Annotated in this window: 10 protein-coding genes; 3 read left to right on the top strand and 7 right to left on the bottom strand. The window is 45.8% G+C overall.

Annotated features, from left to right (window positions below; all coding sequences use genetic code 11):
* Nucleotides 1-6 precede the first annotated feature (6 nt).
* The 5 genes from CI960_RS07200 to CI960_RS07180 all read right to left on the bottom strand — a co-directional run bounded on the left by CI960_RS07200 (nt 7) and on the right by CI960_RS07180 (nt 5,808).
* Nucleotides 7-531: a nucleoside 2-deoxyribosyltransferase domain-containing protein gene (locus CI960_RS07200; protein ID WP_005857710.1), complete on the bottom strand. Its 525-nt coding sequence runs from the start codon at nt 529-531 to the stop codon at nt 7-9.
* Between the two features lie 249 nt (nt 532-780).
* Nucleotides 781-1,482, bottom strand: coding sequence for a 6-phosphogluconolactonase (gene pgl, locus CI960_RS07195; protein WP_036628751.1), 702 nt, complete (start codon nt 1,480-1,482; stop codon nt 781-783).
* A gap of 4 nt (nt 1,483-1,486) precedes the next feature.
* Nucleotides 1,487-2,953 (bottom strand): glucose-6-phosphate dehydrogenase, encoded by a 1,467-nt coding sequence (gene zwf / locus CI960_RS07190; RefSeq protein WP_005857714.1) that lies wholly within the window; start codon nt 2,951-2,953, stop codon nt 1,487-1,489.
* 4 nt (nt 2,954-2,957) lie between these two features.
* On the bottom strand, nt 2,958-4,418 hold the full coding sequence (gene gnd / locus CI960_RS07185) for a decarboxylating NADP(+)-dependent phosphogluconate dehydrogenase (protein WP_005857716.1): 1,461 nt from the start codon (nt 4,416-4,418) through the stop codon (nt 2,958-2,960).
* A gap of 10 nt (nt 4,419-4,428) precedes the next feature.
* Nucleotides 4,429-5,808, bottom strand: a complete 1,380-nt coding sequence (locus CI960_RS07180) for an FAD-dependent oxidoreductase (RefSeq protein ID WP_005857718.1) — start codon at nt 5,806-5,808, stop codon at nt 4,429-4,431.
* Nucleotides 5,809-6,015: 207 nt separating this feature from the next.
* Here CI960_RS07180 and CI960_RS07175 point away from each other — a divergent pair, with 207 nt between their 5' ends.
* The 3 genes from CI960_RS07175 to CI960_RS07165 are packed head-to-tail and all read left to right on the top strand — an operon-like array spanning nt 6,016 to nt 9,825.
* Complete coding sequence (locus CI960_RS07175; protein ID WP_005857720.1) at nt 6,016-7,881, top strand: SLC13 family permease; 1,866 nt, start codon at nt 6,016-6,018, stop codon at nt 7,879-7,881.
* Between the two features lie 60 nt (nt 7,882-7,941).
* Nucleotides 7,942-8,859 (top strand): DUF2156 domain-containing protein, encoded by a 918-nt coding sequence (locus tag CI960_RS07170; protein ID WP_005857722.1) that lies wholly within the window; start codon nt 7,942-7,944, stop codon nt 8,857-8,859.
* A 3-nt stretch (nt 8,860-8,862) separates the two neighbouring features.
* The gene (locus CI960_RS07165) at nt 8,863-9,825 is read left to right on the top strand and encodes a GNAT family N-acetyltransferase (protein WP_005857723.1); all 963 of its coding nucleotides are present in this window, start codon (nt 8,863-8,865) and stop codon (nt 9,823-9,825) included.
* A gap of 106 nt (nt 9,826-9,931) precedes the next feature.
* Here the strand turns inward: CI960_RS07165 and CI960_RS07160 are convergent, their stop codons facing one another.
* Nucleotides 9,932-12,079: an LruC domain-containing protein gene (locus CI960_RS07160; RefSeq protein WP_005857725.1), complete on the bottom strand. Its 2,148-nt coding sequence runs from the start codon at nt 12,077-12,079 to the stop codon at nt 9,932-9,934.
* Between the two features lie 897 nt (nt 12,080-12,976).
* Nucleotides 12,977-14,296 carry a sigma-54 dependent transcriptional regulator gene (locus CI960_RS07150; RefSeq protein ID WP_005857727.1) on the bottom strand — a complete coding sequence of 440 codons (1,320 nt, stop codon included), beginning with the start codon at nt 14,294-14,296 and terminating at the stop codon, nt 12,977-12,979.
* Nucleotides 14,297-14,306 lie beyond the last annotated feature (10 nt).

Below are 14,306 nucleotides of genomic sequence, written 5' to 3'. Positions count from 1 at the left end.
AATAGATTAGCGCATGGTTTTCAAAAAATCGTCCATATTCTGATACAATGGGACGCCATAGCGCGCACAAGTTAAGCGCACATTATCATAGCGGTAAAAGCCGGGCTCGCAAATCACCCGCAACTTTCCGGAGCGCATAAACAGCCCCATCTCCAATAAAGTTATCGGGGATTTGCTGCTCGCCAGAATGTTCATGATAATCAGATCGGCTTTCTCCAGATGCTCCAGTTCCCAATTCACTTGATGCTCAAAATCGGACATCTCCCCGCTCAACCCTTTATCTCTACGAGGATTGAACAAGAGATACCGTCCCTCCGGAAGCGCCCGGAACCAGTCGCAGGTAGCCTTCTGCCAATCCACGCTTTTCCCCATATCGATCGTGCCGGCCAAAAAGATTTTTTGGTATACAGCTTCATCCAAATCCTTATTTTCAGTATCGGGATACAAGACAACGACCTCAGATTGGGCAAACCCTCCCATCGGCACCAAAAACAAATATAATATACACAGTACAATATTTCTCATATTCATGTCTCAAAGCTTACTTTTCAGGCAACAAACTTCGCAAAAAAACATGAATCCAACAAATACATTCACTTTAAATGTGGGCAATAGTCTTGTATATACTAATAGGATATCACGAGAAGTTGTACTTACTTGGACGGTGAAGTATATCTCCTAGGGTACTTGCAGTATATCTTCTCCAAGGAGAGGAGTATATGTACGTGTTTTTTCGAAAACACGTACATGTTTTTGGGAAGGACTCGGCATGTAGCAAAATCATGGGTTCAGCCCATAAATCGTAGCCTGTACGGCATGCGATAAGATATAGGCCGCAGGCGTGTCGTTTGAGGGGGAATAGCCTTTGGAGAGCCTCTGGATTACGGGTTCCTTGTTCGTGCCCAGTATCGGGACCAATAAGGGGGCGCCGTTCAAGATAAGCGGTCCCGTCATGGTGATCCGGTATTGGCCGGTAGAAGGTTGCTGGGATACCGCATAGTTACGGCTATCCGACAATAGCTCCATGGTGGTAGGGAAAATGGATGCCGTATGGGAATCCTCACCTACGCCGAGGATGATGCAATCGAACGTAGGCATTTGATTGAACAACGGCAAGAATTCCTTTACGACCCATGAATAACGCATCGCCTCGGTACCCGGCTCGTTCTCGCCCTTGATCCGGTGGATATGGTCCGCCGGGATACGCAAAGGCTTAAAAAGCAAATGATTCGCATGACCGTAATTACTATCTGGACTCGTTGGTGGAACGCAACGCTCGTCCACCCAGAAGAAACGGATGTTATTCCAGTCAATCTTATCCTTATACTCATCTACCCAGAGGGAAAACATATGCTTCGCCGTCTCCCCTCCCGAGAGCGCTAGGTTAAACGGAGCGAAGTCTTTCCGGCGAATCATCGCCATCATATCCTCCGTCATCGACCGAAGCGCCTCTTTCATCTCATTATATCTCTTTATTTCCATAAAATTATCTTCTTTGGCAGGCGCAGACTTTCTTTTCCGCACCTAAAATAACAGTTTCCTCCGGTCCGTCCTCGCCCGGCTCATAGAAGAATAAGTTCTTCGAACCCTCCTCTTTCCAATGGAGCAAGATCGGATCGATAAATTTCCAGCTAGCCTCCAAAGCGTCGCTACGAGCATACAGGGTGGAATCGCCCAGCATGGCATCCAGCAACAGACGCTCGTAAGCGTCAGGAAGATAGCTCTTCGAGAGGGAATCGTAGCGGAAGTCCATGCTGACTTGCTTCACCTCGAAACCGGCTCCCGGCATTTTCAGCCCGAACTTCAAGGATATACTCTCGTTCGGTTGGATACGGATGGTCAATTTATTGCAGGAACCTCCCGAACATTGACCGACAAACAGTTGATGGGGCGTAGACTTGAAGTGGATCACTACCTCCGATGACTTCTCCGGCAACTTCTTTCCCGTATAGAAATAGAAGGGCACACCGCTCCAGCGCCAGTTATCGATGAAGAATTTCATCGCCACATACGTCTCGGTATTCGAGTCGGGAGCTACGTTCTTCTCTTCCCGATAACCGATATATTGTCCGCGGACAACCATCTTATCCATATCCAACACCGTATACGGACGTATGGAGCGGAATACTTTCACGATCTCGTCACGAATCGGTTCCGGCTCGAATATAGAGGGAGATTCCATGGCGATAAACGACATCAATTGCATCAAGTGATTCTGGATCATATCCCGCATCGCCCCGGCTCCATCATAATATTTCCCTCGATTCTCCACCCCCAAAGTCTCGGTAGCGCTGATCTCGATGGAATCGATATAATTATGATTCCACAATGGCTCGAAAATACCGTTTGAGAAACGCAATACCAAGATATTCTGCACGGTCTCTTTCCCCAGATAATGGTCGATACGATAAATCTCCTCCTCATGGAAGATATGTCGTAAATGATCGTTCAACTGGCGGGCAGACTCCAAGCTGGTACCGAACGGCTTCTCTACGATGATCCGCCTGAAACCATCTGGAGACTCGGTCTTGTTCAAACCGCTCTCCAGCAAACATTGCGGGACGATCTCGTACATCACCGGCGGGGTAGCCAAGTAATAGATGATCTTATCCGGCAAGTCATGTTTCTCTTGCAAGAACTCGATGCGCTCACGCAATTTGTAGTATTCATCGGCGTTCGTGGAATCGAAGGCGAGGTAATAGACATTCTCCAAGAAGTCATCGATCAAGCCCTCGTCGTAAGTCTTTCCCTTCTGTGCCTCCAAGATATGCGTATGTTGCTCCGCACGGAACTCCTCATCACCATAAGCGGTACGGGCGGCCCCCAAGATGCAGAAGCGGTCGGGCAGCAAGCCCCGGACATATAACTCGAACAAAGAGGGAAGCAACTTGCGACTGGTAAGATCGCCCGACGCCCCGAATATAACTAATAATTGATTATCTGCTTTCTTCATGTCTTTATACGTTATAAGTTCCAGAAACCGTCTTTCCTCCCTCACCCGTCCAGTTAGTATGGAAAAACTTACCACGCTCCCAATCGACCCGCTCATAAGTATGAGCCCCGAAATAATCCCGCTGGGCCTGAATCAAGTTAGCGGCGGAATGCGGGGTAGACAGTCCATCGAAATAGCTCAACCCCGAGCTCATCGCCGGCAAAGCCACTCCATGCAAGGCACCCTCGGCTACCACTTGCCGCCAAGCCAACAAGGAAGACTCGATCTTTTGAATAAAGAACTCATCGAATAAGAGGTTCTCCAGATTCCGGTTCTTCTCATAAGCCTGCGTAATTTTCTCCAAAAAGACAGAGCGTATGATACATCCCTTCCGCCAAATCTTGGCGATCGTACCGTAATCCAACTGCCAATCATATCGCTTAGAGGCTTGGTACAACAAAGAGAATCCCTGCGCATAGGAAACCAACTTAGCGGCATACAAAGCCTGCTTGATCTCTTTCTCCGAGATCAAGGTCTGCCCCAGCACGCCACTCTTCGGATAAAGCGAGGACGCTTTTTTCCGTTCTTCCTGCATGGAAGAAAGCATACGGGCATAAACAGCCTCGGTAATCAATGTCAGCGGATCATTCTCGTCCATAGCGGCGATAGCGCTCCATTTACCGGTACCCTTCTGGCCGGCGGCATCCAATATCTTATCTAGCAGGTAGCCCTCCCCCGCCTCGTCCTTGAAGCGGAGAATATCGGCCGTAATACCGATCAGGTAGCTATCCAGCTCTCCCGTGTTCCAATCCTCAAAGATACGAGCCAAGGCCTCATTGTCCAGATCCAGACGATTCTTCAATAAGGAATACGCCTCGGAAATCAACTGCATATCTCCATACTCGATACCATTGTGTACCATTTTCACGAAATGGCCGGCTCCACCCGGACCAATCCATTGGCAACAAGGCGTCCCGTCGTCCAGCTTGGCGGCGATGCTTTGCAAGACATCCTTCACCAAAGGCCAAGCGGCAGGCGAACCACCCGGCATCACCGAAGGTCCGTACAAGGCACCGATCTCGCCTCCGGAGATTCCGGTACCTACGAAGTACATCCCATGCGCCTCCATCTCCTTCACCCGTCGTTCCGTATCATGGAAGTCTGAGTTACCACCATCAATAATCACGTCACCGGGTGATAAGTAAGGGATCAATTGAGCCATCAGCTCATCCACCGGGGCACCCGCTTTTACCATCAGCATAATCTTGCGAGGACGCTCGATAGACTCGACAAATTCCTGTATCGTATGGGTTCCTATAAAATTCTTTCCTTTTCCACGACCGCTCATGAAGCGATCTACCACGCCTTCCTCTCCCGGCGCCGTACGATTATAAACGGATACGGTGAACCCCTTGCTTTCCATATTCAACGCAAGGTTCTCGCCCATCACGGCCAAGCCGATTAATCCAATGTCTGATGTTTTCATATTTATGTTTTTATTTTATTAATCCAAATAGATCATTTAAAGCCTCACTCATCGACGGATGGGTGAATATCGAATCCCGGAGGAACGTGTAATCTTGCCCGAGACGCATCGCCAAGCTAACCGTATTTATGACTTCGCTGGACTCGGCGCAGAATAAGGTACATCCTAGGATCTTCCCGGTATCCGCATCTACCACGGCCTTCAGCAAGCCATCCGTCTGCTCGATGGTACGGGTACGAGGCATGGCGGCAGCGGGCAGGCTGGCCACCTTTATATTTTTCTCCATCTTACGGGCTTGCGTCTCGTTCAGCCCGACATGGGCCAACGGAGGATCGATGAATACGGAATAAGCCACAGCTTCCCGATCGTCCAAGCTCCGGAAACCGTTACCAAACAGCTCTTCCCGGATAATACGGTAATCATCCAAGGACAGATAGGTGAATTGCAATCCGCCATGTACATCCCCGATCGCCCAGATATTAGGGATATTGGTACGCAACTTACTATCCACCTCGATAGCGCCACGATTAGTCGTCCGTATTCCGGCGGCTTGCAGATTTAGGCTTTCCGTATTCGGTTTACGGCCGGTAGCCAAAAGCACCGCCTCGGCATCCAGCCGCAAGGTATCTCCCGAGATAGCGTTACGGCAGATCACCGTAGCCCGCTCGGCATCCTGCTCGATCGTCTGCACGACCGTATTCAAATGAATGGCGATCCCTTTTTTCTCTAGCGTAGACTTCACCGAATCGGCGATGTCCCGGTCCTCACGAGGGATGAACACCTCCCCTGCCTCCAAGATCGTTACCTCCGACCCAAAACCGGCGAACATGGAAGCGAATTCCAGCCCGATATATCCGCCTCCGACAATAACCAGATGCCGTGGCAGTTTCTCCAGTTCCATAATGGAAGTACTTGTATATACGTAAGGATTATCCTCGATACCGCTTATCGTAGGAATAATCGTCGTGGCTCCGGCATTGATGAATATCTTCTCGCCTTCCAGCAAGAAAGAGTCCGTATCCGTTTTCACGACAATCTCATAAGGGGAACGAAAAGAAGCCTCTCCGGTATAGACCGTTACGGTCTCCCGATCATCCAGATTCTTGAAATTCTTCTCACGAAGCAAAGAGGTCAGTTTCTCCTTGGCGAGGATAGCCTGTTTAAACTCCTCCGCATGTTGCTCGAAGGTAGAAGGTCTGCGATACCCTGTCACTTGAGCGTAATGTACAAGCGCTTTCGTCGGTATACAGCCGATATTGATACAAGTGCCTCCGTACATACCCGTCGAACGCTCCACCACAGCTACATTCCATCCATGGTTAGCCAAATCCGCCGCCAAGGTTTTTCCACCTTTCCCAAAACCAATAATAATCGCGTCGTACTTTTTCATCTCTGATTTATCTTCTTTTCGTTAGACATTAAAATAACATTCGTTTTAACCTAATTGTTGCGAATTTCATATTGCAAAAATAGCTCCAGCCCCTATTTTACAAAATGGCTGTTCAACCTATAAGTTTAGCCATTTTTCCCGAAACAAGAAAGTAACGAACAAATACCCCCTATTTTTTGTTCTTTACTTATATAATATTTATACCCTATGATCACAACACTTATAATACTGGCCCTATCAGCCGTTTTCTTTGTTAATGGAAAATTACGTTCCGATCTTGTCGCTCTATGCGCCCTCGTCTTATTAATCGTATTCAACATACTTACACCCGAAGAAGCGCTTTCCGGCTTCTCCAATCCTATCGTCATCATGATGGTCGGGTTGTTTGTCGTAGGAGGAGCTATCTTTAAAACGGGATTGGCCAAAATGATCAGCAGCAAGATACTCCGTCTAGCGGGAAAAAGCGAATTGAAATTATTCATATTGATCATGATGGTCACCGCTTTTATCGGGGCGTTCGTCAGTAATACGGGTACCGTGGCCCTCATGCTTCCGATCGTAGTGAGCATGGCGGCAAGCGCCAATATCAGTCCCGGGAGGTTTTTGATGCCCTTGGCTTTCGCTAGTAGCATGGGCGGAATGGCCACGCTGATCGGTACGCCTCCGAACCTCGTGGTAGATGAGGTGCTATCCAACGCCGGATTCACGGATCTATCGTTTTTCTCGTTTACGCCTATCGGGGTTATTTGTGTGCTTATCGGCTTGGTCGTCTTGATTCCCCTAAGCAAATTCTTCTTGGTAAAAAAGGAGGATGGCAAAGACACGAAGACTACAACCGGGCACTCCCCAAAAGAGTTAGCCAAGAAATACCAATTATCGGATAATCTATATCGGATACAGATCAGGCCCGGTTCCCGGATCGGAGGGAAAAAATTGCAAGAATTAAATATTACGCAGGCTTATAATCTCTCCATTCTGGAGATACGCCGGCAGTCGTCCTCTCAAGGACGTTTCCTTAAAACCGTAGACCAGTCCTTAGCCGGCCCACATACGGAATTACAGGAGAACGATATCCTCTATGTGTTCGGCCCGTTCGAGAAAGTAAACCAATTCGCCAAAGAACAGAATCTGGAGCTTACGGATACCCACGTATCCGAATATGTTGAAGGGGCGGAGGTTGAAAAGCTGAGCGTTCGGGAGATCGGTATCGCCGAGGTCTTATTAATGCCCGACTCGAAATTGATAAATAAGGCGGTAAAGGACTCTGGTTTCAGGGATAAATATTCCGTGAATATCTTAGGCATCCAACGGAAAGGGGAATATATACTGAATGATATAAAAGATATAAAGATGCATGCCGGCGATATCCTTCTAATACAAGGCACATGGGACAGTATCGCTCGCATGAGCCAGAAACAATCGCAATGGGTGGTATTGGGCCAGCCCTTAGAAGAGGCCTCTAAAGTCACTCTGGATTATAAAGCCCCTGTCGCCGCCTTGATCATGGTCTTAATGATTGCCGCCATGGTATTCGACTTCATCCCGATTCCTCCGGTAGCGGCGGTAATCATAGCGGGAATATTGATGGTATTAACCGGATGTTTCCGTAACGTGGAAGAGGCTTATAAAACGATTAATTGGGAAAGCGTAGTCTTGATCGCCGCCATGTTACCCATGTCGCTAGCCTTAGAGAAGACAGGCGCCTCCAATCTTATCTCGGAGAAATTGGTGAGCGGACTAGGCGATTACGGACCGCTCGTCTTGATGGCCGGAATTTATTTCACCACCTCGCTACTGACCATGTTTATCAGCAACACGGCCACGGCGGTACTGGTAGCCCCTATTGCCCTTCAATCCGCCATAGCCATCAACGTTAGCCCTTATCCATTCCTGCTGGCGGTGACGGTAGGTGCCAGCATGTGCTTCGCCTCCCCCTTCTCTACGCCACCCAACGCACTCGTTATGTCCGCCGGAAAATATACATTTATGGACTATGTAAAGGTGGGGTTGCCTTTACAAATCGTGATGGGAATCGTTATGGTATTTATATTACCTTTATTATTCCCATTCTAAACATTCGCACACGCATTTTAGTTTTATATTTGCAGTTTGTAAAACAGTACAAGAAAATTTATGGATATACCGTTTAAACCGATCAGGTTAGAAGACAAAGAGATCATAACCTCATTTACATTTCCCAGCGATTATCGCAATTGTGATTTCTCATTCGCGAACATGTGCAGTTGGCGTTTCTTATATGACAGTGAATTCGCTATCGTGGATGGCTATTTATTAATCCGTTTCATGATCGAGGACAAGAGCCGTTTCGCCTATATGATGCCTGTCGGGGATGGAGATTTAGCGGGTGCCGTTCGTTTGCTGGAAGAGGATTCCTTAAAATATGGACATCCGCTCTGTATGCTGGGTATCACCCCCGACGCCAAGGAGCAACTGGAAGGCGCACTTCCCGGAAGCTTTTTTTATATCCCAGAACGGGATTATTTCGATTACATTTATTTACGGGAGGATTTAGCGACCTTACGGGGTAAGAAATACCAATCCAAACGTAATCATATCAATAATTTCAAGAAACAATATTCGTACGAGTATGTCCCTATCACGCCGGATATCGTCCCCCAATGCCTGAAACTGGAATGTAAATGGTATAAGGCGAACAATGGAGATAATGACGAGGAAGAGCTTAATGACGAACGTCGCTCCCTTACCTATGCCTTGCATCATTTTGACAGCCTAAGCCTGATCGGTGGCGCTCTCCGGGTGGATAACGAGATTATCGCTTTCTCTTTCGGGGCCCCCATCAACCATAATACATTCGGGGTTCACGTGGAGAAAGCGGACGTGAATTTCGACGGTGCCTATACGGTGATTAACCAAGAGTTCGCTTCTCACCTTCCGGAACAGTATACTTACGTGAACCGGGAGGAGGATCTCGGCATACCGGGGTTGCGCCAAGCGAAGCTTTCTTATCAGCCTACCATACTATTAGAGAAGAGTGCCGCAATAAAAAAGCAACTTACGCAAACTAAATAAATTATGGACAAGAAACAACAAATCGTAAACTTATGGCGTACCTGCTTCGGGGATTCCGAGGCATTTATCAGCCTTTATTTTGATCGTGTTTACAAGGACGAGAACGCAATGACCATCGAGAAGGACGGTAAAATAGTTTCTGCCTTGCAGATAGTTCCTCATACGATGACTTATTTGGGTACCGAGATCTCGGTAGGCTATATCTCTGGGGCGTGCACGACTCCGGAAGAAAGAGGGCAAGGGCTTATGCGACAACTCTTGCAAGAGACATTCGAGGAAATGGAACGGCGTGAGATCGCTATCTCCGCCTTAATCCCTGCCGATCCTTGGTTATTCGACTATTATAGGGAACAGGGTTATACCGAGGCATTCGATTATTCCGTAGAGACATATATCCGCCCGAATACGCCGGTTCAACTCCCGAAGATAACGGTTATCCAACCGGAGGTACCGACAACCGACGAATTGTTCGCTTATTTCAACCGCAAATTACGTGAACGCCCTTCCTGTATCTTGCACTCGCAGGATGATTTCATCACGATACTTCGTGATCTGCAATTAGATAACGGGGGGATGTACACGGCCTTGGACGAGAACGAGAAGGTGGTTGGCATGGCTTTCGCACTGCCTCTTGAGGCGGGTACAGCGCCGTCCGACAAAAAGCTTTTTATCAAGGAACTTCTTTACGACTCGGAAGAGATCAAGGAATTACTATTGCAAGAGCTTACCCTGCAAAATAACATATCGCAAGCGACGGTCAATACCCCTCCCACCCCTCCGGGTACCTTACCTATGGGTATGGCCCGCATCATCGACACGAAACGCATGATCCACCTCTGGCTATCCAAACAACACGAAAGCCCTGTCTCCAAAAAAGATTTGGAACAAATGGATAACCAAACGCTAACACGACAGTTGATGGGTTATCAAGGTAGGATGGCTTATATGAGTTTGATGCTGGATTAATAGAAATGAAAAACGGATTGCTAAGGATAAAGTTCCCGCAATCCGTTTTTATTCTTAAATCTATTTACTGTTTACGACAAATAAAATTATCATTTAGATGCTATGATCACTTATCTTTAGCAGAATCTCCTTGGTAAAGAAGATCATTGACACCTAAAGTATACCAATCCAAAACATCTTTTCCTCCAGACTTGGCCCAATTCATAAATTGAGGATATGCATCCATAATAGAAATACCTTCTCTAGGATATGAATCAAAAGATGATTTAGGGATCATCAATCCCCACATCATATTATTAAATTCCTCTGTTGAATTATCAATATTCTCATTATACTTATATCGATAATATTCATCACTTGTTAAGGCCGTGGCTGCTTGTTCCGTCCCTAAAAAACCAGCTATATGGACCTCGTTCTTTTTATTCTTATTAGGATCACCCCAAACAATAAAAACGTTTAAGTTGTTAGCATTCACAACTCCGCTCATGCCATTCACATCTACTTCTATCAAGCTTTCACGTGCTTCACAAGTCTTATTATATGTATTTATTATTTGACCTGGCTCGCTATTCATGAACTCATGCGCCTCTTTTCCTTCCAATAAATTAATAACCTTGTCTGTTCCTTGGATCTTCGCAAAAGCATATAAAGATTTCGTTGCACCTACAGCCCTAACACTTGTTGATAAATATACAGTTTTTGCATTAATACCTTCACTGCTAGCCTCTGTCGTATTCATGATGCTGACAATCATAACCAAGTCATTCATATCATAGTCACCAAAATTAGGCCAATTGTCTTCAAATAAATAGACATAAGCTTCTGTCTTATCATATTCAGGTTTATACTCAGGCGTCTCGGATTCGTCTGTAAAAGGCTCATCTTTACTGTAATTGATATCGCCAAAACAATCACCGGATATATTTACAGGGCATTTATTGCCAACCACTCTTAACGCACCATTCTTATTAGCTGAATAATTTACTTCACTTTGCGCATAAGTATATAAATCACTCCAGAAAAAGCCTGTTATCTGAACAGATGTATAATCCAATACACCATTCACCTTAAACAATTTGGCACTATTTCCATCTCCATATTGATTGGCATCCGCATCCTCTACAACTAAGGATACAGGACCTGTTTGAGCAGGATTCAACGCATCTGTCTCAAACAAGGAATGTTCCGCCATCGATATTTTCGTATCATAACCATATATAAAATTCCCGGAAATTACAGAAGAACCCCGATTTAAATATAATCCGGAAGCAGATCCATCAAAAGAGAAAGTACCAACCTTTACCAAACAATGATTATGAAGTTCACCTCCATTCAAATGCATTGAGTTTACAGTAATTTCCGAATTCGTATGATTATAAATTGAACTATGTGGCGAAGGTAGAGTTTCTATTCTATTAATATCTACTTTACCCATATTAACCAATTGAGAATTTCCATCAATTTTCAGAACAGCCTTAGAGCCAATTATCTGACCTCCATGAAAAACTACAATTTGACTGTTTTTTGTCAATGGTGAGGCTGAAGAAGCTAAATCCAAGGTAGCGCCGCTAAAAATATAAAGAGTGTAGTTCTCGTTATCAGGGAAAACGACATTGTTGACCTTTCCGCTCGTAATTTTATAACTCTTATTTTTATCAAGAGTCATACCACTCCGTAGCTCTATTACATCTTTCATCTCAGCTTTTTTATCCAACTTCTCAATTTCCTTCTCCGAAAGCGGGGTGAGCCAACGTGTTATTTCTTGATCACTAATCCCGCTGTCACTACGCAAAAAAGATTTTGTAATAACTGGATCCGTATAATCCAATAATAAATCGCCATCTTTCACCTCTAAGCTTACAACAGTACTATACCCTTGTGCATCCGTTTTCTTAATATAAATATATTCTTGAGTCTTAGGTAAAGCCAAATCAACAATAAATGGATTCCTTGAGTTTGTTTTACCTCCAACATAGAAAACAGAATTAGGATCAGTGATAGGGTCCGAACCAAATACTTCTATCGTATAATAACGTTTCCCCTCATATTCATCCAAGACTTTAACAGTCAATTTATGGCTAGCCTTTGTTGAATAATCAAAATCATTCGGAATACCATTTGTACTCTCGTCCGGTCTCGGCTTTGGATCGGGATCCGGCTTAGGCTCGTACACGTCCGCTGTACATGCGGTCATCAGCACCGCAAACAGGAACAGTGCCATGAACTTTACTTTCGTAAAAATACATCTCTTCATATGCTTAATCATTAAATATTTCCCCTATAACATCATTAAAAAAAGAAGTTGTATATTTTAATCAACTTATTGAGTATTATCAACAGCAAAGGTAGATTTTATTATAATGCGAAGTTCTTAAACGCACAAATATTATCACATCAATTAACTATAATTAATAATACTCCAAAGAAAAAACCTTTGATAAATAGACAATATTTATTCCATGTCATGTTAAAAAAGAATAATAAAAGACTATTCACCCTACTCCAACCATTCAATCAGCTTATCAGCCAAAGTTACTGTTCCCGGCAAAGGTGGTTGGTGCCGATGTGGAGAAAGCCCCTAGCGATTTTCTCTTGGCAATAACATACCATCTGGCAATTTGACAAAATGAAAACTAAAGTCTCGGAGAATCGATTTTTTCGGGCAAAGGTACGGCTCGTTTCTAAATGCGAGAAGAAAAAGCAGCATTTGTCTCGTTGACAGATGAATACAGAAAAACAGCCTCTCGCTCCAGCGAAATTAATTCATCGTATCTCATATTTTGAGGCAAGAAAAGGGTAAAAGCAGTGTTACGATAGGGTTATAGCACGGTAAGAATGCCCATTCATGAGTACTCATAACCCTATGCGTGACCGCTCATAATGCCTAACGCGAGTATCGGCATTGGGCAATACGACCTATCGCAACAGGTTTCGCCACCTATCGTGTACAAAATCGGCCCCTTTTTCAAGAAAAAGCGTGTTTATTACCACGCCTATCTCATTATCTTGTCACTTTCGCACGAAGGGTATGTCAACATATTCGTATAATATGAAGCAAATAGTCAGAATAAGCTTCTATTTCGCAACAGACCCATCATACAAGCCAGAGGCTCCCAATAGGCCTTAAGCACTCACATAAAACACGGAATTTTCAATCCAACTGATAAATCTTCAGCTTATTGTAAAGCGTCTTCCGGTCGATGCCCAATAACTGGGCCGCACGAGTCTTATTATTGCCGCACTCTTGGAGGGCCTTACGGATAAGGTCACGTTCATGCTCCACGTTCTTAAGCTGGATGTTGGTGTGCGAAGAGAGGTTCTCCGTCAGTTCCTCCGGGAGTTCCTTGCGGGTGATGTATCGACCGGTCGCCAATAAGGTAGCGTACTTGATAACGTTCTTCATCTGCCGCAGGTTACCCGGCCAAGAATAAGATTGGAACAATTGCATGGTATCGTTGTCGAAACCGATGATATCTTTCTGGAGCTCGCTATTCGCCAGATCGAGAAAATGATTGGCGAACAAGAGCAAATCCTCTTTTCGCTCTTTCAAGTCCGGGATACGGATCGTGAACTCATTGATACGATGGTACAGGTCCTCACGGAAATCTCCTTTCTCGATCGCCTGCCGCAAGTTCTCGTTCGTTGCGGATATCAAGCGCACGTTGATAGCGATCTCCTGATTGCTCCCGATCGGCTTTACCTTGCGCTCCTGTAGGGCACGCAATAGCTGAACCTGTACCTCATACGTCAGGTTCCCGATCTCATCCAAAAATATCGTACCGCCTTGAGCCGCCACAAACGCCCCAGTCTTGTTCTCGATCGCCCCCGTAAAAGAACCTTTCACGTGGCCGAAGAACTCGGAAGCCGCCAATTCCTTGGGGATAGCGCCGCAATCCACGGCGACAAACGGAGCCTTGCTACGATTACTTTGCTCGTGGATCCGACGGGCGATATACTCCTTACCGGTACCGCTAGCGCCGGTCACCAATACCGACATATCCGTCGGAGCCACCAAACGCACATGCTCATAAAGCTGGCGGGCCGCTTGGCTCTGCCCCTCGATATAAAGATCCGGGGCCGAAGAAACCGGGACTCTCGCCGGAGCCTTCTCCTCCACGTACACAAGTTCCTTGATCTTACCCAGCAACTCATCCGGGTTCAACGGCTTGGCAATATAATCCGCCGCTCCCAGCTTCATCGCCTGAACCGCCGTTTGTATCTCCGCATAACTGGTCATCATGATAAGGGGTAAGGAAGGATGAGTGCTTTTCAGCCATTTCAATAAGTCGATCCCGTCACTATCCGGCAGGCGTAAATCCGATATAACCAAATCGAACGCTTCCTCCCCCAGCCTCCGTTTAGCATCGGAAACAGAGGACGAGGATCTTACGACAAACCCTTTCTTACCCAGCCATGTGGTAAGCATCAAGGAAAAAGTTATATCATCTTCAACGATTAGAATCGACAACATACCCACTCAG

Origin of the sequence: Parabacteroides sp. CT06 (assembly GCF_002257605.1) — a bacterium.
GTDB lineage: Bacteria > Bacteroidota > Bacteroidia > Bacteroidales > Tannerellaceae > Parabacteroides > Parabacteroides distasonis.
This window is presented reverse-complemented; position numbering and strand designations above follow the sequence as displayed.

Excerpts from the sequence above, each read along its gene's own strand:
- zwf (WP_005857714.1), bottom strand. The coding sequence starts at position 2,953 with ATGAAGAAAGCAGATAATCAATTATTAGTTATATTCGGGGCGTCGGGC.
- CI960_RS07175 (WP_005857720.1), top strand. The coding sequence starts at position 6,016 with ATGATCACAACACTTATAATACTGGCCCTATCAGCCGTTTTCTTTGTT.
- CI960_RS07165 (WP_005857723.1), top strand. The coding sequence starts at position 8,863 with ATGGACAAGAAACAACAAATCGTAAACTTATGGCGTACCTGCTTCGGG.
- pgl (WP_036628751.1), bottom strand. The coding sequence starts at position 1,482 with ATGGAAATAAAGAGATATAATGAGATGAAAGAGGCGCTTCGGTCGATG.
- CI960_RS07160 (WP_005857725.1), bottom strand. The coding sequence starts at position 12,079 with ATGAAGAGATGTATTTTTACGAAAGTAAAGTTCATGGCACTGTTCCTG.
- CI960_RS07200 (WP_005857710.1), bottom strand. The coding sequence starts at position 531 with ATGAATATGAGAAATATTGTACTGTGTATATTATATTTGTTTTTGGTG.
- CI960_RS07150 (WP_005857727.1), bottom strand. The coding sequence starts at position 14,296 with ATGTTGTCGATTCTAATCGTTGAAGATGATATAACTTTTTCCTTGATG.
- CI960_RS07170 (WP_005857722.1), top strand. The coding sequence starts at position 7,942 with ATGGATATACCGTTTAAACCGATCAGGTTAGAAGACAAAGAGATCATA.
- gnd (WP_005857716.1), bottom strand. The coding sequence starts at position 4,418 with ATGAAAACATCAGACATTGGATTAATCGGCTTGGCCGTGATGGGCGAG.
- CI960_RS07180 (WP_005857718.1), bottom strand. The coding sequence starts at position 5,808 with ATGAAAAAGTACGACGCGATTATTATTGGTTTTGGGAAAGGTGGAAAA.